The organism is Achromobacter sp., from assembly GCF_050285565.1.
Taxonomy (GTDB): Bacteria; Pseudomonadota; Gammaproteobacteria; order Burkholderiales; family Burkholderiaceae_B; genus Achromobacter.
In genome coordinates this window covers 229,767-252,860 of sequence record NZ_JBLZXG010000001.1, presented here as the reverse complement: position 1 = coordinate 252,860, position 23,094 = coordinate 229,767, and the positions used below count along the sequence as shown (strand labels likewise).

Genomic DNA, 23,094 nt, shown 5'->3' with positions numbered 1-23,094 from the left:
AGATTATGCTGAAAACCTGGATTTCCCCCCGGCATTTTGATCACTCATGCCCCGGCGACAGGACTAGCATGGCGCAACAAGGAGACAAATCCATCATGTGCGACGCCAGCCATTCCTCCGCCGGGCCGGAGCCCCGGCACGATACCGACCCCGCCGAAACCGCCGAATGGCGCGACGGCCTGCAATCCCTGGTGCAGGCCGCCGGCGCCGCGCGGGCGGGCTATGTGCTGGACAACCTGCTCGGATACGCCGCCACGCTGGGCCTGCGCGCCAACAGCCAGACCCGCACCGCCTACCTGAACACGATTCCGGCCGAGCAGGAACCGCCCTTCCCCGGCAACCTGGCGGTCGAGGAACGCATCGCCCGCATCAACCGCTGGAATGCGCTGGCCATGGTGGTGCGCGCCAACCAGGCCCACGGCGAGCTGGGCGGACACATCGCCAGCTACGCCTCGGCCGCCGACCTGTTCGAGGTCGGCTTCAACCATTTCTTCCGCGCCAGTACCGCCGACGGCCCGGGCGACCTGGTCTACATGCAGCCGCACTCCGCGCCCGGCGTCTACGCCCGCGCCTACCTGGAGGGGTTCCTGAGCGAGGACGACCTGGCCCACTTCCGCCAGGAGATCACCGCCACATCGCGCGGCCTGCGCGGGCTGTCGTCGTATCCGCACCCCTGGCTGATGCCGGATTTCTGGCAATTTCCCACCGGCTCGATGGGCATCGGCCCCATCAACGCCATCTATCAGGCGCGCTTCATGCGCTATCTGGAGCACCGTTCGCTGGCTCCCGCCAGTGACCGCAAGGTCTGGGGCATCTTCGGCGACGGCGAGATGGACGAGCCCGAATCGATCGCCGCGCTGACGCTGGCCGCGCGCGAGAAGCTCGACAACCTGGTGTTCGTGGTCAACTGCAACCTGCAACGCCTGGACGGCCCGGTGCGCGGCAACGGCCGCATCATCGACGAACTCGAAACCCTGTATGCCGGCGCCGGCTGGAACGTCATCAAGCTGGTCTGGGGCAGCGACTGGGACGCGCTGCTGCGCCGCGACGCCACCGGCGCCCTGGCGCGCGCTTTCGCCAACACGGTGGATGGCCAGTTCCAGACCTTCGCCGCCAACGACGGCGCCTTCAACCGGGCCCATTTCTTTAACCAGAATCCCGAGCTGGCGGCGCTGGTGGCCGACTGGAGCGACGAGGCCATCGACCGCCTGCATCGTGGCGGCCACGATATGGTCAAGATCCATGCCGCCTATCACCGCGCCGCCAATCATCGCGGCCAGCCCACCGTGATCCTGGCGCAGACCAAGAAGGGCTTTGGCATGGGCACGGCCGGCCAGGGCAAGATGACCACCCACCAGCAGAAGAAGCTGGACGACGAAGCGCTGCTGGCGTTCCGCGACCGCTTCGCCCTGCCGATCTCCGACGCCGACTGCCTGGCGCTCAAGTTCTACCGCCCGGCCGAGGACAGCGCCGAATTGCGCCACCTGCAGGCGCGCCGCGCCGCCCTGGGCGGACACATCCCACGGCGCCAGACCCAGGCGCCGCGCCTGGCGCCGCCGGCGGTCGAGCAATGGGCGCGCTTCGCGCTGGCCGCCGACGGCAAGGAGATGTCGTCCACCATGGCCATCGTGCGCATGCTGACGGCGCTGCTGAAAGACCCGCAGGTCGGCCCGCGTATCGTGCCCATCGTGGCCGACGAGGCCCGCACCTTCGGCATGGCCAACCTGTTCCGCCAGATCGGCATCTATTCGGCGCAAGGCCAGTTGTACGAACCCGAGGACATCGGCTCGGTGCTGTACTACCGCGAAGCGCGCGACGGCCAGATCCTGGAAGAAGGCATCACCGAGGCCGGCGCGATCTCGTCGTGGACCGCGGCCGGCACCAGCTACTCGGTCAACGGCCTGCCGATGCTGCCGTTCTACATCTATTACTCGATGTTCGGCTTCCAACGCATCGGCGACCTGATCTGGGCCGCGGCCGACCAGCGCACGCGCGGCTTTCTCATCGGCGCCACCTCCGGCCGCACCACGCTGGGCGGCGAAGGCCTGCAACACCAGGACGGCTCCAGCCACATCATGGCCGCGGCCGTGCCCAACTGCCGCGCCTACGATCCGGCCTATGCCTACGAGGTCGCCGTCATCGTCGAATACGGCATGCGCCGCATGCTGGACGAGCAACGCGACGAGTTCTTCTACCTCACCGTCACCAACGAGAATCTGGCGCAGCCCGACCTGCCGGCGGACGGCGTGGCCGCCCAAGGCATCCTGCGCGGCATGTACCGCCTGCGCCCGGCCCGCCAGCAGGCGGCGGTGCGCCTGCTGGGCGCCGGCCCCATGCTGCGCGAAGCCGAAACGGCGGCCCAGCGGCTGCACGCCGAATACGGCGTGGACGCCGAGGTCTGGAGCGTGACCAGCTTCTCGGAACTGGCGCGCGACGGCCGCGAGGCCGAACGCGCCCGCGCGCTCGGCCTGCCCACGGCGCCTGACGCGGACTGGGTGCGCACCTGCCTGGGCGGCAGCGACGCGCCGGTGGTGGCCGTGACCGACTACGTGCGCGCGGTGCCCGAACAGATTCGCGCCTGGGTGCCCGCGCCCTACCGCACGCTGGGCACCGACGGCTTCGGCCGCAGCGACACCCGGGCCCGGCTGCGCGACTTCTTCGAAGTCAGCGCCGACTGGATCGTGCTCCACGCCCTCGACAGCCTGGGCCGGCAAGAGCAGACGGAAGGCTTGCGGCGCAAACTCGGGGCCATGGCCCGCGCCGTGCCGCCCTGGGCGCAATAACACCCTGAAAGCAAAGGGAAAAGCCTCCTGTCGCGAGGCTTTTTCCAGCGCTATGCCGGCCAGGCCAAGACGCGCCCGCTTGATCAAAATCGGACGATCGCTGCGCTGCAGCAACCAATCCGCGCCGCTTTCTGTTGAAATACGGGTGTTCCCTAAGCATTTCCCAAAGAATACGGCGGGCCGCGAGCCCGCTTTTTGCTTTCCGTTTTTTACCTACAGTTAGCGCCGCAAAGGCTATATCCCATGGACGAAACCCTCACCAAATTGGCGTTGGATTACCACGCCTATCCCACCCCCGGCAAAATCTCGGTCACCCCGACCAAGCCCCTCGCCAACCAGGACGACCTGTCGCTGGCGTACTCGCCCGGCGTGGCCGCCGCCTGCATGGCCATCTTCGACCAGGGCGATGACGCCGCGTCCAAGTACACCTCGCGCGGCAATCTGGTGGGCGTGATCACCAACGGCACCGCCGTGCTGGGCCTGGGCAACATCGGCCCGCTGGCCGCCAAGCCGGTCATGGAAGGCAAGGGCTGCCTGTTCAAGAAGTTCGCCGGCATCGACGTGTTCGACATCGAACTGGCCGAGAACGACCCCGACAAACTGGTCGACATCATCGCCGCGCTCGAGCCCACGCTCGGCGGCGTCAACCTGGAAGACATCAAGGCGCCCGAGTGCTTCTACATCGAGAAGAAGCTGCGCGAGCGCATGAAGATCCCCGTCTTCCACGACGATCAGCACGGCACCGCCATCATCTCGTCGGCCGCCATCCTCAACGGCCTGAAGGTCGTGGGCAAGGACATCGGCACGGTCAAGCTGGCCTGCTCGGGCGCCGGCGCCGCCGCCATCGCCTGCCTGGATCTGCTGGTGCACCTGGGCGTCAAGCGCGAGCACATCTACGTGGTGGACTCGCGCGGCGTGATCTGGGACGGCCGCGATGAAAACATGGAAGCCAACAAGAAGCGCTACGCGCAAAAGACCGACGCGCGCACGCTGGCCGACGTGGTCAACGGCGCCGACGTGTTCCTGGGCTGCTCGACCGCCGGCGTGCTGACCGCCGACATGGTCAAGACCATGGCCGACCGCCCACTGATCCTGGCGCTGGCCAACCCGGAACCGGAAATCCGCCCGGAAGTCGCCAAGGCCGCCCGCCCCGACTGCATCATCGCCACCGGCCGTTCGGACTATCCGAACCAGGTCAACAACGTGCTGTGCTTCCCGTTCATCTTCCGCGGCGCCATGGATGCCGGCGCTTCGCGCATCACCGAGGAAATGAAGCTGGCGTGCGTCAAGGCCATCGCCGAACTCGCCCAGGCCGAGCAGAACGATGAAGTGGCCCGCGCCTACGCTGGCCAGGAACTGTCGTTCGGTCCCGAGTACATCATCCCCAAGCCGTTCGACCCGCGCCTGATCGTCCAGATCGCGCCGGCCGTCGCGCAGGCCGCCGCCGACTCCGGCGTTGCCGCCCGTCCCATCGAGGACATCGAAGCCTACCGCCAGAAGCTGATGGGCTTCGTGTACCACTCGGGCCAGCTGATGCGCCCGCTGTTCGCCCAGGCCAAGAAGGCGCCCAAGCGCGTCATCTACGCCGACGGCGAAGACGAGCGCGTCCTGCGCGCCGTGCAGACCGTTGCCGACGAGAAGCTGGCGTTCCCGATCCTGATCGGCCGTCCCGCCGTCATCGAGATGCGCATCCAGAAGGCTGGCCTGCGCCTCATCGCCGGCCAGCACTTCGAGATCGTGGATCCCGAAGACGACAGCCGCTTCAACGAAACCTGGAACGCGTACTACCAGCTCAAGGGCCGTGAAGGCGTGACGCCGGCCATCGCCAAGGCGATGATCCGCAAGCACAACACGCTGATCGGCGCGATGCTGCTGCGCCGTGGCGATGCCGACGCGCTGCTGTGCGGCGTGGCCAGCAAGTACGACAACCAGCTCAAGTACATCGACGAAATCATCGGCAAGAAGGAAGGCCAGACCTACGCCGCCCTGAACGTGCTGATGCTGCCCGACCAGACGCTGTTCGTCACCGACACCCACGTCAACGAAAACCCGTCGGCCGAGGAAGTCGCCAACATCACCATCCAGGCCGCCGACGAGATGCTGCGTTTCGGCGTGGTGCCCAAGATCGCCCTGCTGTCGCACTCGAACTTCGGCAGCCGCGTCACGGAATCCTCGCGCAAGATGGCCGCCGCGCGCCAGCTGGTGCAAGACCGCGCGCCCGACCTGGAAGTGGACGGCGAAATGCACGCCGATGCCGCCCTGTCGGAAAAGATCCGCGTGCTGGCCTACCCCGACAGCACCCTGAAGGGCCGCGCCAACCTGCTGGTCATGCCGACGCTGGACACCGGCAACATCACCTACAACATGCTGAAGATGACCGGCAGCAATGGCGTCGCGATGGGCCCGATCCTGCTGGGCGCCGCGCGCCCGGTGCATATCCTGACGACCAGCGCCACCGTGCGCCGCATCGTCAACATGACCGCCCTGGCCGTGGTCGACGCGCAGCAGGAAGCCGCCGAAGCCGCCAAGCAGCGCCGTTGATCACATTGCGCTGATCGGCAAGTCCAGGACGCCCCGCGGGGCGTCCTTTTTTTGCCGGCTTGATGGCCGCGCTGGTACGCAACGTCGGCCGGATGGTAAAAACTGGGCTGACCTTCTTGCCAGCCCCTTTCCCACTGGAGTCCGACCCCATGCTGCTCGACGCCTTCCTGGCCTGGTTTCACTTCCTGGCCATCTTCGTGCTGGTGGTGGTGCTGACCGCTGAAGCGGTGCTGCTGCGCCCCGACCTGACGCCAGCCACGCTCAAGCGCCTGGTGATCTACGACCGCCTCTATCTGATCAGCGCGATCCTGGTGCTGGTCACCGGCGTGCTGCGCCTGACCCTTGGCATCAAGGGCGCCGCCTTCTACATGGGCAACCCCTGGTTCCACGCCAAGATCACGCTGTTCGTCATCATCGGCCTCTGTTCGGCCCCGCCCACGCTGGCCTTCCTGCGTTGGGCGAAGCAGGCGCGCCAGCAACCCGCCTTCGTGCCGGACGCCGCGCAGATCAAGCGCGCGCGCCGCTGGGTGATGGTCGAATCGCACCTGTTCATCTTTCTGCCGTTGTTCGCCGTGCTGATGGCGCGCGGCATCGGCGCCTAGGCGGCAGGCGGCGGACGGCCCGCGCGCCTCACGGACAGCGCGCGCGGGTCGGCTCGGGCACCTCGTCGCCCACGGTGATCGTGGCGAAGTGAAACACCCCCACCGTATCGTTCCTGACCACGTCGACGACCTTGCCATCCAGCGTCTGCATCACCGACATGCCCTCCGGCACGTCGGCCTGGCCGTCGCGCGTGGCGACCTGGCCATTCCACGGACTCAACACCAGCACGCCCGGAAACGGTTCGCGGCCGCGCCGCATCGTCTGCACCTGCGTGCCAGCGGCATAACTCACGCCACCCAGGCGCGTCGGGCAGGCCAGCTCCGCATCGCTCACCCGCAACAGGCGCCGCTGGTCATCCAGGTAAAGGCGCGGCTCACTCAATGGCAGGCCGAACAGCTTGACCGCGACCGGGTCCTTGACCTCGATGCGCCATCGATCCGGATCGCGCGAGCCATCGGTGTAGACGGTGCCGCTGGATTCATAGACGATGGAACCGGGCGCCAGCTCCAGATCCCCGACCCGGTTGCCCCGGCCCAGCACGCACTTGTTCAGCATCTTCATGGCGCCATCGCGTGCCACGTCGAATTCGATATCCTGAGTGGCATCGCACTGCCAGCCCCGCACCGGCTGGCTGCCCGCGCCGCGCAGCAACACGTTGCGCGGGTGGCGGCCGCGCAGCGCGTAGGTCTCGCTGTCGTAGTCGGCATCAAGATAGCGCTGCGCGCGCAGCGCCTGCACGCCGTACATGGCCACCGGCCGCGGAAACTCGGCCTCGACATAAGTCTCAAGCTGGCCTTCGTCCTGCAACTTTAGGCGCGTGCCGGCGGGCATGGCAACGCCCCCGACCGTCGTCGCCGCCGCCAGGGTGACGTTGCGGGCGGCCTCGCGGCGGGCGCCTTCCCGCTCGATCTGCCAGATGACCGTCTGGACCCAGGCATAGAAGGCGAAGGGAATCACCAGCACCACGAACAGCAGACTGGAGGTCTTCCAGTACTTGCGAACCGTGCGGCGCGCGCCCCCGCTGGCAACCAGCGCCAGCGCCCAGCCGAGCAGCACCAGGCCGGCAAGAAACCCCAGGGAAACGAAAATGTAGAAGCCCGCCGAGGGCAACGCTATCGGAATCATGGCAGGGATGATAAACGCCAAATCACCCCGCCGCGACGACGCGATGACCGGCGCGGCGAGCAGGCAACAAAAAACCGCCCGCAGGCGGTTTCTTGGTCAGGCCAGGCAGCGGATCAACGCTTGTCCATCGGCGGCACGTCGCGCGTGACCGAACCGGTGAACAGCTGGCGCGGACGGCCGATCTTGTAATCGGGATCCGACAGCATTTCGTTCCACTGGGCGATCCAGCCCACCGTGCGGGCCAGCGCGAAGATGGCCGTGAACAGCGAGGTCGGGATGCCGATGGCGCGCTGGACGATACCCGAGTAGAAGTCCACGTTCGGGTACAGCTTGCGCTGCACGAAGTACGGATCTTCCAGGGCGATGCGTTCCAGTTCCATGGCCAGCTTGAACAGCGGGTCGTTTTCCAGACCCAGGGCGGCCAGCACTTCCTTGCAGGTTTCCTGCATCAGCTTGGCGCGCGGGTCGTAGTTCTTGTAGACGCGGTGGCCAAAGCCCATCAGGCGCACGCCCGAGTTCTTGTCCTTGACCTTCTCCATGAACTCGCCGACCTTGGCGATGCCGCCGTTGGCTTGCAGTTCTTCGAGCATCTGCAGGCAAGCTTCGTTGGCGCCGCCGTGGGCCGGGCCCCACAGGCAAGCCACGCCGGCCGAGATGGCGGCGAAGGGGTTGGTGCCCGACGAACCGCACAGACGCACGGTGGAGGTCGAGGCGTTCTGTTCGTGGTCGGCGTGCAGGATGAAGATGCGGTCGAGCGCGCGCTCGACGACTTCGTTGACCTTGTACTCTTCGCACGGCGTGCCGAACATCATGCGCAGGAAGTTGCCCGTGTAGGACAGGTCGTTCTGCGGGTAGATGAACGGTTGGCCTTGCGAATACTTGTACGCCATCGCGACCAGCGTCGGCATCTTGGCGATCAGGCGGATCGCCGAGATGTGGCGGTGTTGCGGATTCGTGATGTCGGTCGAGTCGTGATAGAACGCCGACAGCGCGCCCACCAGGCCCGTCAGGACGGCCATCGGGTGGGCGTCGCGACGGAAGCCGCGCAGGAAGAAATGCAGTTGCTCGTTGACCATCGTGTGATGGGTCACTTGCGAATCGAAGTCGGACTTCTGTGCCTGGTTCGGCAGTTCGCCGTTCAGGATCAGGTAGCAGATGTCCATGAAGTCGCAATTGACGGCCAGTTGTTCGATGGGGTAGCCGCGGTACAGCAGCTCGCCCTTGTCGCCGTCGATGTAGGTGATGCCCGATTCGCACGCCGCCGTCGACATGAAGCCGGGGTCGAACGTGAACATGCCCGTCTGGCCGTACAGCTTGCGGATGTCGATCACATCCGGACCGACCGTGCCCTTGTAGACAGGGAACTCAATGGGTGCGCTGCCGTCCGAAAAGGACAGAGTGGCTTTTTTATCAGACAGGTTCATGTTTTTTCCTCTCAATTAATCAGAGCGACCGCATCTGGCCGATGATGCCGCGGAGCCGGGGCGTGTCGAGCGCGCCCTCGAGCTCCTTGCGCGCCAGCAGCAGGTCGAGAAGATCGTTGTCTCCCAACTCGAAGAGCTGCGTCAATGCCGTCACGTCATCGTCGGTAAGCTCGGCCTCGTAGGCGTCGAGATACCGGGTGATGATCAAGTCGTTTTCGAGCAGGCCCCGGCGCGCCCGCCAACGCAGACGCGCCCGTTCCAGTTCAGTAAGCCTGCTCATCATTACACCTTAAATACGCCAAACTACTAGACCGTGCGACGGACCATCAGTTCCTTGATCTTGCCAATCGCCTTGGTCGGGTTCAGTCCCTTGGGACAGACATCGACGCAGTTCATGATGGTGTGGCAACGGAACAGGCGGTACGGATCTTCCAGGTTGTCCAGACGGCTGCCGGTGGCTTCGTCGCGGCTGTCGGCGATGAAGCGGTAGGCTTGCAGCAGGCCGGCCGGGCCGACGAACTTGTCCGGATTCCACCAGAACGACGGGCAGGAAGTGGAACAGCACGCGCACAGGATGCACTCGTACAGACCGTCCAGCTCTTCGCGCGCCTCGGGCGACTGCAGGCGCTCTTTCTCGGGCGGCGGCGTGTCGTTGATGAGGTACGGGCGGATCGAGTGGTACTGATTGAAGAAGTGCGTCATGTCCACGATCAGGTCGCGGATCACGGGCAGGCCCGGCAGCGGGCGCAGCACGATCGGTTCCTTCAGCTCGCGCAGGTTGGTCGTGCAGGCCAGGCCGTTCTTGCCGTTGATGTTCATGGCGTCCGAACCGCACACGCCTTCACGGCACGAGCGGCGCAGGGCCAGGCTGTCATCGACGTCGTTCTTGATGCGCACCAGCGCATCGAGCAGCATCTTGTCGGTGGGCTGGAGTTCGACTTCCAGCTTCTGCATGTACGGGCGCTCGTCCTTGTCCGGATCGTAGCGGTAGATTTCGAACTTGACGATTCTCTTGGTGCTCATAGTAGGCTCTATCCGGACTTAGAAGGTACGCGCCTTGGGCGGGAAGGACTCGACCGTCAGCGGCTTCATCTGCACGGGCTTGTAATCCAGGCGGCTGCCTTCGGAATACCACAGCGTGTGCTTGAGCCAGTTCTCGTCGTCGCGGGTCGGGTGGTCGTCCAGCGCGTGGGCGCCGCGGCTTTCGGTGCGGTTGGCGGCCGACTTGATGGTGGCGCGGGCCACTTCGGTCATGTTGGCCAGTTCCAGCGCCTCGACGCGCGCGGTGTTGAACACCTTGGACTTGTCCTTGAAGTAGATGTTGTCGGCTTGCTTGGCCAGGTCTTCGATCTGGGTCACGCCTTCGTTCAGCAGCTCCAGCGTGCGGAACACGCCGCAGTGGCGCTGCATCGAGAAGCGGATGGCGTTGCCGATGTCCTGGGTCTTTTCGCCCGAGGTGCGCGATTCCAGCTTGTTGATGCGGTCCATCGAGAATTCGACGGCTTGCTGCGGCACGGGCTGGTGCGCGTGCTGGCGTTCCGGATGCGAATTGACGATGTGGTTGCCGGTGGCGCGGCCGAACACGATCAGGTCCAGCAGCGAGTTGGTGCCCAGGCGGTTGGCGCCGTGCACCGACACCGCGGCGCACTCGCCGATGGCGTACAGGCCGTTGACGATCTTGTTCTCGCCGTTTTCGCGCGTCAGCACCTGGCCGTGGTAGTTCGCCGGGATGCCGCCCATCTGGTAGTGGATGGTCGGCACGACGGGGATCGGTTCCTTGATCGGGTCGACGTTGCCGAACTTGATGGCGATTTCGCGGATCGAGGGCAGGCGCTTGTTGATGACGTCGGCGCCCAGGTGGTCGAGCTTGAGCACCACGTAGCTGCCGTCCGGACCGCAGCCGCGGCCTTCCTTGATTTCCTGGTCCATCGAGCGCGACACGAAGTCACGCGGGGCCAGATCCTTCAGCGTGGGCGCGTAGCGTTCCATGAAACGCTCGCCGTCCTTGTTCAGCAGGATGCCGCCTTCGCCGCGCACGCCTTCGGTGATCAGCACGCCCGCGCCGGCCACGCCGGTCGGGTGGAACTGCCAGAATTCCATGTCCTGCAGCGGGATGCCCGCGCGAGCGGCCATGCCCAGGCCGTCACCGGTGTTGATGAAGGCGTTGGTGGAAGCGGCCCAGATACGGCCGGCGCCGCCGGTGGCCAGCACCGTGGTCTTGGCTTCCAGGATGTAGATCTCGCCGGTTTCCATTTCGAGGGCGGTCACGCCCACGACGTCGCCGGCTTCGTTGCGCAGCAGATCCAGCGCCATCCATTCGACGAAGAACTGGGTGCGGGCGGCGACGTTGCGCTGGTACAGCGTGTGCAGCAGCGCGTGGCCGGTACGGTCGGCAGCGGCACAGGCGCGCTGGACCGGCTTTTCGCCGAAGTTGGCGGTGTGGCCGCCGAACGGACGCTGGTAGATGGTGCCGTCGGGGTTGCGGTCGAACGGCATGCCGAAGTGTTCCAGCTCGTACACGGCGTTCGGGGCTTCGCGGCACATGAATTCGATGGCGTCCTGGTCGCCCAGCCAGTCCGACCCCTTGACGGTGTCGTACATGTGCCAGTACCAGTTGTCTTCGCTCATGTTGCCCAGCGAGGCGCTGACGCCGCCTTGCGCGGCCACGGTGTGCGAACGCGTGGGGAACACTTTGGACAGCACCGCAACGGACAGGCCCGCTTGGGACAGTTGCAGCGAACAACGCATGCCGGCTCCGCCGGCGCCAACGACCACCACATCAAACTGGCGGCGCGGCAAGGATTTCATGACAGAGACCACGGCTTAGATGCTCCAGAGGATTTGCGCGAAGTAAACGACCGAACCGACCAACCAGAGGATCGTCAGCACTTGCAGCAGCAGGCGCAGGCCCACCGGCTTGACGTAGTCCATCCAGATGTCGCGCACGCCAATCCAGGCATGCCAGGCCAACGCAAAGAAAGCGAGGGTCGCCAGGATCTGGCCGACCGGAAGAACGCCCACGTAGAACGTGAACAGCGCGTGCCACGATTCGTAGGTGAAGGCCGGCATCAAAAGGATGCCGATGAGCAGCACCAGCGTGTACACGGCCATGATGACGGCGGTGATGCGCTGGATGATGAAATCGATGACGCCATAGTGGGCGCCAACGACCAGGCGCTTGGGTCCGTAGTTTTTAGCGGCGGCCATTTACAGCACTCCGAACAGTTTGAGGGCGAACACCAGGGTCAGCGCCAGGCTGACACCGAAAACCACGCCGGCGCTCTTCTTGGCCGACAGCTTGTCGATACCCAGGTGCAGATCCAGCAGCAGGTAGCGGATGCCCGCACAGAAGTGATGCAGGTAGCCCCAGATCAGGACCAGGAGGACGAGCTTGACGATCGGGTTGCCGGCATACGCGGCGACGGCCGCGAAGGTCTGCGGCGAGGCCACGCTAGCCGCGAACAGCGGCAGAATGACCAAGGGCAGACAGAGGAACAGCAATATGCCGCTGATGCGGTGCAGGATGGACAGCTTGCCGGCCAGGGGCAGGCGATAGGAGAACGCAACTTGGGCAAGCCCAATATTGCGAAACTGCGGACGTGGCTTGGCAGCGGTGTCGGACATGACGGCCTCGGTGTTTCGGAACTAGGGAATCGTGACGGCGCTAATGCCGTGGCCCTTGCGGGCAAGCACGGTATTTTCGCCCAGAGATCGGGTTGGTATCAAATCGTAGGTAAAAAGCTCATCAATTCAGACTATTGCGGTAGTGATATCGATCGGTCAAGTACAAGCCCCTCCGAATTTCCATGGGGCGGTCACCATAGGTGTACGACACACGATCCACCTGCAACAACGGCGTGCCGGCGGCAACATTAAGCAGCGTACAGACTTCGGCCGGCGCGGCCACCGCGCGCAGCTTTTCGTCCGCGCGCACCATGCTGACGCCGAACTCGGATTCAAACAGGCCATAGAGCGGCGCCTTGTTGGCGCTCAGCAGCTCGAAGGTGAGACCGCGGAAGATGGATCCCGGCAGCCAGATATCGTCCAGGACGGTGGGCACCTGTCCCATGCACAACAGCCGGCGGATGGAAATCACCGTTTCGCCAGCCCGCAGATCGAGGGCGCGCGCGATCTCGGCCGGCGCGCGCAGGCGGCGGCATTCCAGGATGCGGCTTTCCGCGCGCACGGCCAGGCCCTCTTCATCGGGGGCCAGGCGCAGGAAACGGTAGCGCACGCGGGCTTCATGGTGGGTGGCGACGAAGGTGCCCTTGCCCTGGCGGCGCAGCAGCAGGTGTTCGGCGGCCAGCTCATCGACCGCCTTGCGCACCGTGCCCTGGCTCACCTGGAAACGGGCGGCCAGATCGATTTCGCTGGGGATGAGTTCACCGGGCTTCCATTCGCCGCGATCCAGGCTCTGGACGAGCAGATCCTTGATCTGGCGATACAACGGACTGAAAGCGGCCCCCTCGCCCGCTGGACGGGCGGCGCGAGTGCGTAGGGGAGTTTCGGGCCGGGGGTCTGCCATGGATCGTCTTGGAAGCGTCAGGTTCATCCGGAGAATGGAAAGACAGCGCAAACGATGCGGTTTCCATTCGCTTGCGCTGCGGCGGGGCCGGTTTTCTGGCCTGATTACAGGCGCGCAGCCGGCGGCGCTGCGGCGCATTCGAACAAACGCTCTATTGTGGCATATCGGGGGTAACACTGTCCAACGTCTTATGTCTTATATAAGATATAAGATCAATTGACGCACCCGTGAATTAGTTCTAGGATTCCTGGCTGTCCGGCGACACCTGCGCCCCCTCGCGCGCGGCCCGTCTTCGCCAGTCAACGGATTACACTGATTGGTGAGATTATTTTCTCGCCACACCATTACGGAGAACGTCCATGTCTAAGCCTGCCTTGCGTGTCGCCGTCACCGGCGCCGCCGGCCAAATCGGTTACGCACTGCTGTTCCGCATCGCCTCCGGCGAAATGCTGGGCAAAGATCAGCCCGTCATTCTGCAACTGCTTGAAATCCCCGACGAAAAAGCGCAAAAGGCCCTGAAGGGCGTCATCATGGAACTGGATGACTGCGCCTTCCCGCTGCTGCAGGAAGTCACCGCGCACAGCGATCCGCGCACCGCTTTCAAGGACGCCGACGTGGCCCTGCTGGTGGGCGCCCGCCCGCGCGGCCCGGGCATGGAGCGCAAGGACTTGCTGTCCGTCAACGCGCAGATCTTCACGGCGCAGGGCAAGGCCCTGAACGACGTCGCCAGCCGCAACGTCAAGGTGCTGGTCGTGGGCAACCCCGCCAACACCAACGCCTACATCGCCATGAAGTCGGCGCCGGACCTGCCCGCCAAGAACTTCACCGCCATGCTGCGCCTGGACCACAACCGCGCCCTGTCGCAACTGGCCGCCAAGTCGGGCAAGGCCGTGGCCGACATCGAGAAGCTGGTCGTGTGGGGCAACCACTCGCCCACCATGTACCCCGACTACCGCTTCGCCACCGTCGGCGGCGAATCGCTGGCCAAGCTGATCAACGACGACGCCTGGAACCGCGAAACCTTCATCCCCACCGTGGGCAAGCGCGGCGCCGCCATCATCGAGGCCCGTGGCCTGTCGTCGGCCGCCTCGGCCGCCAACGCCGCCATCGACCACGTGCGTGACTGGGTGCTGGGCAGCAACGGCAAATGGGTCACCATGGGCGTTCCCTCGGATGGTTCCTACGGTATCCCCGAAGGCATCATCTACGGCGTGCCGGTCACCACCGAAAACGGCGAATACAAGCGCGTCGAAGGCCTGGAAATCGACGCCTTCTCGCGCGAGCGCCTGGACTTCACGCTGAAAGAGCTCCTGGAAGAGCGCGACGGCGTCAAGGACCTGCTGAAGTAAGCAGTCATCACGCAGAATTGGGCCCGTTGACGCGGGCCCAATTCGCAAGCGGGCGGCGCATCCGCGGATGCGCCGCCCGCGGCACGCAAACCTGTCCCTTTGCGAGCGCGCAAGGAATTGTCGCGAAGGGGACAGATTTACGCGCCGCGACCGCGGTAAGGTCATGGCCAGGGGCCGGATCCCGATCCGGCCCGCCGCGGACCCGCAAGACCTGACATCCCAGCCGGGGCGACGTCACGACACCCGGCCCCTATAACGGAGACTCCCATGTCCAGACCCGAATCCGCAGGCGCCCTGTTCCGCCGCGCGCTCGCCGAAGAAACCCCGTTGCAGATCATCGGCGCCATCAACGCCAACCACGCCCTGCTGGCCAAGCGCGCCGGCTACCGCGCCATCTACCTGTCGGGGGGCGGCGTGGCGGCGGGCTCGCTGGGCCTGCCCGACCTGGGCATCAACACCATGGACGACGTGCTGACCGACGTGCGCCGCATCACCGACGTCTGCGACGTGCCGCTGCTGGTCGACATCGACACGGGCTTCGGCCCCTCGGCGTTCAACATCGCCCGCACGGTCAAGAGCCTGATCAAGTTCGGCGCCGCCGCCTGCCACATCGAGGATCAGGTCGGCGCCAAGCGCTGCGGCCACCGCCCCGGCAAGGAAATCGTCGGCACCGAGGAAATGGCCGACCGCGTCAAGGCCGCGGCCGACGCCCGCACCGACAGCGACTTCTACCTGATCGCGCGCACCGACGCCATCGCCTCGCACGGCGTGGACGCCGCCATCGAGCGCGCGCTGGCCTGCGTCGAAGCCGGCGCCGACGCCATCTTCGCCGAGGCCGCCTACGACCTGCCCACCTACGACCGCTTCGTCAAGGCCGTGAAGGTGCCGGTGCTGGCCAACATCACCGAATTCGGCAAGACGCCGCTGTTCTCGGTGGAAGAGCTCAAGAGCGTGGGCGTGGGCATGGTGCTCTACCCGCTGTCGGCCTTCCGCGCCATGAACAAGGCCGCCGAGGCGGTCTACACCGCGATCCGCCGCGATGGCCACCAGAAGAACGTGGTCGACCTGATGCAGACGCGCGAGGAACTGTACGACCGCATCGGCTACCACGAATTCGAATCGAGACTGGATGCCCTGTTCCAGAAGGGCAAGGGCTGACCGCAGCCGCCCCCATCCGACGCCGCGGCGATCCCGCGGCGCCATGCTTCCCCATTGCATCGACCACCGCGAAAGGAAAGGAGTAGAGACATGAGCACGGCTCCCAAGAAGCAAGCAGCCAAGACGGACGCCACCCCGAACGCCAAGCCGGAAGAAAAGGCCGGCTTCAAGCCCAAGAAATCGGTCGCGCTGTCCGGCGTGGTCGCTGGCAACACCGCGCTGTGCACGGTCGGCCGCAGCGGCAACGACCTGCACTACCGCGGCTATGACATCCTGGACATCGCCCACACCAGCGAATTCGAGGAAATCGCCCACCTGCTGGTGCACGGCAAGCTGCCCAACAAGGCCGAACTGAAGGCCTACAAGGAAAAGCTGCGCGCCCTGCGCGGCCTGCCGGTGCAGCTGCAAGACGCGCTCGAGGCGCTGCCGGCCGCCAGCCACCCGATGGACGTGATGCGCACGGCCGTCTCGGTGCTGGGTTGCGTGCTGCCCGAGAAGGACGACCACAACCTGCCCGGCGCGCGCGACATCGCCGACCGCCTGATGGCCAACCTGGGCTCGGCCCTGCTGTACTGGTATCACTACAGCCACAACGGCCGCGTGATCGACGTGCAGACCGACGATGACAGCATCGGCGGCCACTTCCTGCACCTGCTGCACGGCGAGAAGCCCAGCGACGAATGGGTCAAGGCGATGCACATTTCGCTGAACCTGTACGCCGAGCACGAGTTCAACGCCTCCACCTTCACCGCCCGCGTCATCGCCGGCACCGGCTCGGACATGTACTCGGCCATCACCGGCGCCATTGGCGCGCTGCGCGGCCCCAAGCACGGCGGCGCCAACGAGGTCGCCTTCGACGTGCAGAAGCGCTACGAGACGCCCGACGAAGCCGAGGCCGACATCCGCCGCCGCGTCGAGGCCAAGGAAGTCATCATCGGCTTCGGCCACCCGGTCTACACCGTGTCCGACCCGCGCAACAAGGTCATCAAGGAAGTGGCCAGGAAGCTGTCCAAGAAGGCCGGCAGCACCAAGATGTTCGACATCGCCGAGCGCCTGGAGACGGTCATGTGGGACATCAAGAAGATGTTCCCCAACCTGGACTGGTTCTCGGCCGTGAGCTACCACATGATGGGCGTGCCCACCGCCATGTTCACCCCGCTGTTCGTGATCGCGCGCACCGCGGGCTGGTCGGCCCACATCATCGAGCAGCGCGTCGACAACAAGATCATCCGCCCGACCGCCAACTACGTCGGCCCGGAAGATCAGAAGTTCGTGCCGCTCGACAAGCGCAAGTAGGACGACGACATGGGCCCGCCGCTGCCACACCCCGCGCCGCGCGGGCCCCGTGCCGCCTGTATTCACTCAGGAGAGGTACCCAATGTCAGCCCCGATCGCCAACGTCCGTCCCGAGCCCGACCAGGTCCTGGTCGATATCGCCGACTACGTACTGAACTATGAAATCCAGAGCGGCCTGGCCTACGAGACCGCCCGCAACTGCCTGATCGACACCCTGGGCTGCGGCCTGGAAGCGCTGCAATACCCGGCGTGCCGCAAGCTGCTGGGCCCTGTCGTCCCCGGCACCATCGTGCCGCACGGCGCCAAGGTGCCCGGCACCCAATTCCAGCTCGATCCGGTGCAAGCCGCGTTCAACATCGGCGCGATGATCCGCTGGCTCGATTTCAACGACACCTGGCTGGCCGCCGAATGGGGCCACCCGTCCGACAACCTGGGCGGCATCCTGGCCACCGCCGACTGGCTGTCGCGCACCGCCGTCGCCGCCGGCAAGCCGCCGCTGACGATGCGCGCCGTGCTGACCGGCATGATCAAGGCGCACGAGATCCAGGGCTGCATCGCGCTGGAAAACGCCTTCAACAAGGTCGGCCTGGACCACGTGGTGCTGGTCAAGGTGGCTTCCACCGCCGTGGTGGCGCAGATGCTGGGGCTGAGTCGCGACGAAGTCATCAACGCCGTCTCGCTGGCCTGGGTCGACGGCCAGAGCCTGCGCACCTACCGCCACGCCCCCAACACCGGCAGCCGCAAGAGCTGGGCCGCGGGCGACGCCACCAGCCGCGCCGTGCGCCTGGCGCTGATCGCCCGCACCGGCGAAATGGGCTACCCCTCGGTGCTGTCCGCCAAGACCTGGGGCTTCTACGACGTGCTGTTCAAGGGCCAGCCGTTCAGGTTCCAGCGCCCCTACGGCAGCTACGTCATGGAAAACGTGCTGTTCAAGATCTCGTTCCCGGCGGAATTCCATGCGCAGACCGCGGTGGAATGCGCCATGCAGATCCATGACCGCCTGAAGGCGCTCGGCAAGTCCGCCGACGACATCGCCGGCATCACCATCCGCACCCACGAGGCGTGCATCCGCATCATCGACAAGCAAGGCCCGCTGAACAACCCCGCCGACCGCGACCACTGCATCCAGTACATGGTCGCCGTCCCGCTCCTGTTCGGCCGCCTCACCGCCGCCGACTACGAGGACGACGTCGCCGCCGACCCGCGCATCGACGCCCTGCGCGACAAGATCACCTGCGTCGAGGACCCGGCCTACACCCGCGACTACCACGACCCCGACAAGCGCTCCATCGCCAACGCCCTCACCGTCAGGTTCACCGACGGCACCCAGCTCGACGAGGTCGTCTGCGAATACCCCATCGGCCACAAGCGCCGCCGCGCCGACGGCATCCCCCTGCTGGAAGCGAAATTCCGCACCAACCTGGCCCGCATCTTCCCCGCCCGCCAACAGGCCCGCATCCTGGAAGCCTCGCTGGATCAGCAGAAACTGGAAGCGATGCCGGTGCACGAGTACGTCGACCTATATGTGATCTAAGGCGACAAGCGCGGATCTGATCCGAAGCGACAAGCTGCTCACGGCCCCGTCACGGCAAAACCGTCCGGGGCCGCGCTTCTCCCTTCCTCGCGACTGCACACCAAGCAACTACCTCCCCGCCAGCGCGCAGCGCCCCCCCCTCCCGACGCAAACCACCGCGTAAGTCAAGACCGGCCGCCCGCGCGGCCGGTCTTGACGGGCCCCGCAAACCTCTCCAGAACCCCACCGGTCTGGCAGCGCACCATTTCTCGAAACCCGTAGCCCGTCGCGGTGGCGGGCGACCTACGAAGAACCACCCGCCCATTACAATCTCCCTTCCCCAAGAAAACAAAGACCGCCCCCACCATGTCCATGCTCTGGGTAAAAACCTTCCACATCGTCTTCATCGCCTCCTGGTTCGCCGGCCTGTTCTATTTGCCCCGCATCTTCGTGAACCTGGCCCAGCAATCGGATGCGGCCGTGCAGGTCACCCTCCTCGGCATGGCGCGCCGCCTCTACCGCTTCACCACCATCCTGGCGGTCGTCGCCGTGGTGCTGGGCATGTGGCTGTACCTGGGCTACGGCATCGGGGTCGGTCCCGGCAACGGCTGGATGCACGCCAAGCTCTTTTTCGTCCTGCTCGTCATCGGCTACCATCACGCCTGTGGCGTCATGCTGCGAAAATTCGAACAGGGCAAGAACACCCGTTCGCACAAGTTCTATCGCTGGTTCAACGAAGTTCCCGTCTTGCTGCTCTTGGTGGTGGTGGCGCTGGTCGTCGTCAAACCCTTCTGATACCCCCTACCTCTGCACATTCGCCAGGATTCGTATGTCCTCTGATGAACAGGACCGCCCGCGCAAGACGCTGACGATCAAGAAAACCGCGCGCGACGCGCACGCCGAAGCCGCGCCCAAGCGCGTGCGCACCGGCGCGCGCGCGCGCCTGGTCGCCCAGAACGAGCGCACCAAGGAAAACCTCGAGCGCCAGAAGGACCCCGAAGGCTACCAGCAGCGCCAGGCCGCCGCCGCGCGCGCAGCGCGCAAGCCGGCCGAGGGCGGCCGGGGCGAAGGGCCCCGCGGCGGCGGTCCGCGCCGTGGCGACGGCCCGCGCGGCGCTGCTGCCCGTCATGGCGATGGCGCGCGCAGTGACAGCCCCCGCCCAAGCGAGGGCCCGCGCGGCGCCAACCCGCGCCGTGGCGGTGGCCCAGGCAGCGACAACCCGCGCGCGGGCCGCGCCCCGCAGCGTGCGCCGCGCCTGGACGACCAGTACATCGCGCCGGCCACGCCCGCCGGCCGCTTCTACGATCCGTTCGAGGACGACGGCCCCGCGCCCGACTTCGCGCCCGAGCCCGATTACGACGACGCCCCGATCGCGGCCGCGCCTGCCCGCGGCCACGAGGACGCCCGCCAGCACGCGCCCCGCGTCGAGATCCGCGAGCGCCGCCCGCGCGAACCGCGCCAGGCCGAACGCTTCAAGGTCTTCGCTCCGTGTCCGCAAGGCCTGGAAGAAGCCCTCACGGCCGAAATGCAGGCCCTGGGCTATGACGATGCCGAAGCCGGCCGCGCCGGCTGTTCGTTCACCGCCGACTGGGCCGGCGTGCAGCGCGCCAACCTGTATTCGCGCCTGGCCACCCGCATTCTGGTGCAGGTCGCCCACGCCGAGATCTCGCACGAAGACGACATCCTGGAGCTCGCCCGCGACACGCCCTGGGAACGCTGGTTCGGCGCCGAACAGACCCTGCGCGTGGACACCTCGGCGATCAAGAGCCCGGTGCAGAGCCTGCAGTATTGCAACCTGCGCGCCAAGGACGGCATCTGCGACCGTCTGCGCGAGCTGGAAGGCGAACGGCCCAGTATCGACACCGTGCGGCCCGACGCGCGCGTGCACCTGTTCCTGACCGGCCACACCGCGACCCTGTACCTGGATACGTCGGGCGAATCGCTGTTCAAGCGCGGCTGGCGCCTGGACAAGGGCGACGCGCCGCTGCGTGAGAACCTGGCCGCCGGCATGCTGGCGCTGGCGGGCTGGGACCCCGCCGCGCCGCTGCTCGATCCGTTCTGCGGATCCGGCACCATCCTGATCGAAGCCGCCTGGATCGCCCTGGGCGTGCCTCCCGGCATCTCGCGCCCCTTCGGTTTCGAACGCCTGCGCGGTCACGACGCCTACCGCTGGCGCGACCTCAAGGACGACGCCCGCGCACGCATCCTGCCGCAACTGGAGACGCCGCTGGTCGGCTACGACCAGGATCCCCAGGCCATCGAGTTCGCCCGCAACAATGCGGAACGGGCCTGGCTCACCGCCGACACCATTCGCTTCGAGGTGGGCGATGCGCGCGAGGTGCAGGCGCCCGCCGACCATGGCTGGATCGTCACCAACCCGCCTTACGGCGAACGCATGGCGACCGAGCAGGACGCCAATCTCTGGCGCGACTGGGCCGCCTGCCTGAAGCGTAATTTCGCTGGCTGGCAATTGCACGTCATCACCAGCGACCTCACCCTGCCCAACCAGATGCGCCTCAAGCCCAAGCGCCGCGTGCCGCTGCACAATGGCGCGCTGGACTGCCGCCTGTTCGGCTTCGAGCTGGTCGCCGCCGGCTACCGCGACGCCTGACACGCGGCCCGCGCCCGGGCGGACTTCCCCGGGCGCCCTCCGTTTTCCCACTGGCCGCGCGTTGTAAAAGCGCAGCAACATCGCCTCCGTATCTTTGCTTATGGTGCCCCGCAGCGCCGATTTGGGGCATCATCAGCACCAGGGTGTCGCCGATACGCACCAAGCGCTTGCACAGTTTCAGGGTTAACCCTATAATTCGGGTTATCCCTAGTAGCTAAACAACTGTGCAAGCCCGTGGAGGCTATTGTGATCAACCCGAACAACACCATCCGCCTGACCGACGAACTCGAGCGTCAACTGATGCTCCAGGCCATTGAAGAACAGTTCCGCCCGCACCCCATGCGTGCGTTGGCCGCAGGCCTGCGTAAGCTGGCCCACGGCATCCGTGCCCTGGCTGGCAAGACGAGCGCCAAGAACGCGCACTCCGCCGCCTGAAGCCGGATCCCAGGCCCGAGGGCCTGAACGATTTCCCCTTGGGGGCTGCATAGCCCCTTTTATAGACCCGCCCTTACCGGCGGGTTTTTTTTGTGGCCGGCGCCAGGAAACCGCCAACCCACCGGGGAGCCGCTTTGTCGGATAATACCGGCCCATGACCGACGCCTCCCTCGACCAGACCCCCAACCGGCTGCGCCGGTTCGCCTGCATGATGTACGAAGCCGTGCTGCTGTTCGGCGTGGTCTTCCTGGCGGGCTACCTGATGGACACCCTGACCCAGAGCCGCAACGCCCTGGAATTGCGGCCCCTCCGCCAGGCCTGGCTGTTCGTGGCGATCGGCGCCTACTTCGTGCTGTGCTGGCGCCGCCGCGGCCAGACGCTGCCGATGAAGACCTGGAACATCCGCCTGGTCGATCGCGACGGCAACCCGCCGTCCACCGCGCGCCTGATCCTGCGCTACGTGCTGGCCTGGCCCCTGGTGCTGGCCGGGGCCGCCGTGGTCTGGGCCGCCGCCAGCGCCACCGGTTGGCCCTCGATGGACATGTTCATCGTGGCCGCGCCGTTCACGATCTTCATCTGGTCGTGGTTCGACCCGGACGGCCAGTTCCTGCACGACCGCCTGCTCGGCACCCGCCTGCGCAATGCGCCGCAGCGCAAGAAAAACCGTTGAACGGCGCAGCCTCGCATGGCTGAACGGGCGCTGAACACACCTGCTTACAACTGGCAAAATCGTGCGGCGAATTGGGGGCTGGCTTTCAGAAAGTTGAAAGTCGCGCGCAAAGACAATGGGGCCCCTTTCACAGACGCTCCAATGATTATCATGCGCGCTTTCCTTTCCCGCCTGTCGCTGGCCGCCGCCAGTGCCCTGTTGTTGTTGCCTTTCGCCGCCTCGGCCCAGAATGCCGCCGCGCAGCAGGAAATCGAGGCCGCCATGAAGGCCGCCTATGCGGCCGCCCAGGAGGGCCCGGCCGACGTCAAGCTGGGCGACCAGGCGGTGGTGCACCTGCCGGAGTCGATGTTCTTCGTGCCACGCGCCCAGGCCGACCGCCTGATGGCGGCCTACGGCAACGGCAAGGATCCCTCGCTGCTGGGCGTGGTGATGCCCAAGAGCGACGATGACGACTGGGTCATCACCGTCAATTTCGACAAGGCCGGCTACATTAAGGACGACGACGCCAAGAACTGGAACGTCAACGAACTGCTGGACAGCCTGCGCGAGGGCACCGAGGAATCCAACGTCGAACGCAAGAAACGGGGCTTTCCCGAGCTGGTGATGGACGGTTGGGTCGAATCACCGAAGTACGACAGCAACACCCAGCGCCTGGTCTGGTCGGTCGCCGTCAAGCACAAGGGCGAAGCGGCCAACGACAACCCCACCGTCAACTACAACACCTACGCGCTGGGCCGCGACGGCTACATCACGCTGGATCTGATCACCCAGAAAAACCTGGTGCCGAAGGACAAGACCGCGGTACTGACGCTGCTGGACAACCTGAAATACGTCGAAGGCAAGCGCTACGCCGACTTCAACGCGTCCACCGACAAGGTTGCCGAGTACGGCCTGGCCGCGCTGGTGGCGGGCGTGGCCGCCAAGAAGCTGGGCCTGTTCGCCGTGATCGCCGCGTTCCTGGCCAAATTCGCCAAGGTCGGCATCCTGGCCGCCGCGGCGCTGGGCGGCGGCCTGTGGAAGCGCTTCCGTGGCAAGAAGGCCGAACAGCAACAGCCCTGAGC

The 23,094-nt window shown here is 65.9% G+C and carries 20 protein-coding genes; 12 read left to right on the top strand and 8 right to left on the bottom strand.

Going from position 1 to position 23,094, the window contains the following annotated elements:
- The first annotated feature begins 95 nt into the window (after positions 1 to 95).
- The 3 genes from mdeB to ACN6O8_RS01145 all read left to right on the top strand — a co-directional run bounded on the left by mdeB (position 96) and on the right by ACN6O8_RS01145 (position 5,926).
- Positions 96 to 2,783, top strand: coding sequence for an alpha-ketoglutarate dehydrogenase (gene mdeB, locus ACN6O8_RS01155; RefSeq protein ID WP_427989582.1), 2,688 nt, complete (start codon positions 96 to 98; stop codon positions 2,781 to 2,783).
- A gap of 243 nt (positions 2,784 to 3,026) precedes the next feature.
- A complete protein-coding gene (locus ACN6O8_RS01150; protein WP_427989253.1) occupies positions 3,027 to 5,324 on the top strand; it encodes an NADP-dependent malic enzyme in 2,298 nt (765 codons plus the stop codon).
- 149 nt (positions 5,325 to 5,473) lie between these two features.
- Positions 5,474 to 5,926, top strand: coding sequence for a DUF2214 family protein (locus ACN6O8_RS01145; RefSeq protein ID WP_427989252.1), 453 nt, complete (start codon positions 5,474 to 5,476; stop codon positions 5,924 to 5,926).
- A gap of 28 nt (positions 5,927 to 5,954) precedes the next feature.
- Here ACN6O8_RS01145 and ACN6O8_RS01140 read toward each other — a convergent pair whose 3' ends face one another.
- From ACN6O8_RS01140 to ACN6O8_RS01105, 8 genes are all read right to left on the bottom strand, one after another.
- The gene (locus ACN6O8_RS01140) at positions 5,955 to 7,052 is read right to left on the bottom strand and encodes a hypothetical protein (RefSeq protein ID WP_427989251.1); all 1,098 of its coding nucleotides are present in this window, start codon (positions 7,050 to 7,052) and stop codon (positions 5,955 to 5,957) included.
- 113 nt (positions 7,053 to 7,165) lie between these two features.
- Complete coding sequence (locus tag ACN6O8_RS01135) at positions 7,166 to 8,476, bottom strand: citrate synthase (protein WP_427989250.1); 1,311 nt, start codon at positions 8,474 to 8,476, stop codon at positions 7,166 to 7,168.
- Positions 8,477 to 8,495: 19 nt separating this feature from the next.
- Complete coding sequence (locus ACN6O8_RS01130; protein ID WP_049077540.1) at positions 8,496 to 8,756, bottom strand: succinate dehydrogenase assembly factor 2; 261 nt, start codon at positions 8,754 to 8,756, stop codon at positions 8,496 to 8,498.
- 26 nt (positions 8,757 to 8,782) lie between these two features.
- Positions 8,783 to 9,499 (bottom strand): succinate dehydrogenase iron-sulfur subunit, encoded by a 717-nt coding sequence (locus ACN6O8_RS01125; RefSeq protein ID WP_024068140.1) that lies wholly within the window; start codon positions 9,497 to 9,499, stop codon positions 8,783 to 8,785.
- Positions 9,500 to 9,517: 18 nt separating this feature from the next.
- A complete protein-coding gene (gene sdhA, locus ACN6O8_RS01120; protein ID WP_208025194.1) occupies positions 9,518 to 11,284 on the bottom strand; it encodes a succinate dehydrogenase flavoprotein subunit in 1,767 nt (588 codons plus the stop codon).
- A 15-nt stretch (positions 11,285 to 11,299) separates the two neighbouring features.
- Complete coding sequence (sdhD, locus tag ACN6O8_RS01115) at positions 11,300 to 11,683, bottom strand: succinate dehydrogenase, hydrophobic membrane anchor protein (RefSeq protein WP_427989249.1); 384 nt, start codon at positions 11,681 to 11,683, stop codon at positions 11,300 to 11,302.
- Positions 11,684 to 12,100, bottom strand: a complete 417-nt coding sequence (gene sdhC, locus ACN6O8_RS01110) for a succinate dehydrogenase, cytochrome b556 subunit (protein ID WP_006389362.1) — start codon at positions 12,098 to 12,100, stop codon at positions 11,684 to 11,686.
- Between the two features lie 121 nt (positions 12,101 to 12,221).
- Positions 12,222 to 13,001 (bottom strand): GntR family transcriptional regulator, encoded by a 780-nt coding sequence (locus ACN6O8_RS01105; RefSeq protein WP_427989248.1) that lies wholly within the window; start codon positions 12,999 to 13,001, stop codon positions 12,222 to 12,224.
- A 359-nt stretch (positions 13,002 to 13,360) separates the two neighbouring features.
- On the opposite strand from ACN6O8_RS01105, the gene ACN6O8_RS01100 reads away from it, so the two are divergent.
- The 9 genes from ACN6O8_RS01100 (at position 13,361) to ACN6O8_RS01060 (ending at position 23,092) form a co-directional block, all read left to right on the top strand.
- On the top strand, positions 13,361 to 14,350 hold the full coding sequence (locus tag ACN6O8_RS01100) for a malate dehydrogenase (protein WP_427989247.1): 990 nt from the start codon (positions 13,361 to 13,363) through the stop codon (positions 14,348 to 14,350).
- Positions 14,351 to 14,617: 267 nt separating this feature from the next.
- Positions 14,618 to 15,508 (top strand): methylisocitrate lyase, encoded by an 891-nt coding sequence (prpB, locus tag ACN6O8_RS01095; protein WP_427989246.1) that lies wholly within the window; start codon positions 14,618 to 14,620, stop codon positions 15,506 to 15,508.
- 90 nt (positions 15,509 to 15,598) lie between these two features.
- Positions 15,599 to 16,804 carry a bifunctional 2-methylcitrate synthase/citrate synthase gene (gene prpC, locus ACN6O8_RS01090; RefSeq protein ID WP_427989245.1) on the top strand — a complete coding sequence of 402 codons (1,206 nt, stop codon included), beginning with the start codon at positions 15,599 to 15,601 and terminating at the stop codon, positions 16,802 to 16,804.
- An 82-nt stretch (positions 16,805 to 16,886) separates the two neighbouring features.
- The gene (locus ACN6O8_RS01085) at positions 16,887 to 18,338 is read left to right on the top strand and encodes a bifunctional 2-methylcitrate dehydratase/aconitate hydratase (protein ID WP_427989244.1); all 1,452 of its coding nucleotides are present in this window, start codon (positions 16,887 to 16,889) and stop codon (positions 18,336 to 18,338) included.
- 345 nt (positions 18,339 to 18,683) lie between these two features.
- Positions 18,684 to 19,112, top strand: a complete 429-nt coding sequence (locus tag ACN6O8_RS01080; RefSeq protein WP_427989243.1) for a CopD family protein — start codon at positions 18,684 to 18,686, stop codon at positions 19,110 to 19,112.
- Positions 19,113 to 19,146: 34 nt separating this feature from the next.
- The gene (locus ACN6O8_RS01075; RefSeq protein WP_427989242.1) at positions 19,147 to 20,928 is read left to right on the top strand and encodes a THUMP domain-containing class I SAM-dependent RNA methyltransferase; all 1,782 of its coding nucleotides are present in this window, start codon (positions 19,147 to 19,149) and stop codon (positions 20,926 to 20,928) included.
- 246 nt (positions 20,929 to 21,174) lie between these two features.
- Positions 21,175 to 21,363, top strand: a complete 189-nt coding sequence (locus ACN6O8_RS01070) for a hypothetical protein (RefSeq protein ID WP_006389355.1) — start codon at positions 21,175 to 21,177, stop codon at positions 21,361 to 21,363.
- 154 nt (positions 21,364 to 21,517) lie between these two features.
- Positions 21,518 to 22,033 carry an RDD family protein gene (locus ACN6O8_RS01065; protein ID WP_427989241.1) on the top strand — a complete coding sequence of 172 codons (516 nt, stop codon included), beginning with the start codon at positions 21,518 to 21,520 and terminating at the stop codon, positions 22,031 to 22,033.
- 150 nt (positions 22,034 to 22,183) lie between these two features.
- Positions 22,184 to 23,092, top strand: coding sequence for a DUF2167 domain-containing protein (locus tag ACN6O8_RS01060; protein ID WP_427989240.1), 909 nt, complete (start codon positions 22,184 to 22,186; stop codon positions 23,090 to 23,092).
- Positions 23,093 to 23,094 lie beyond the last annotated feature (2 nt).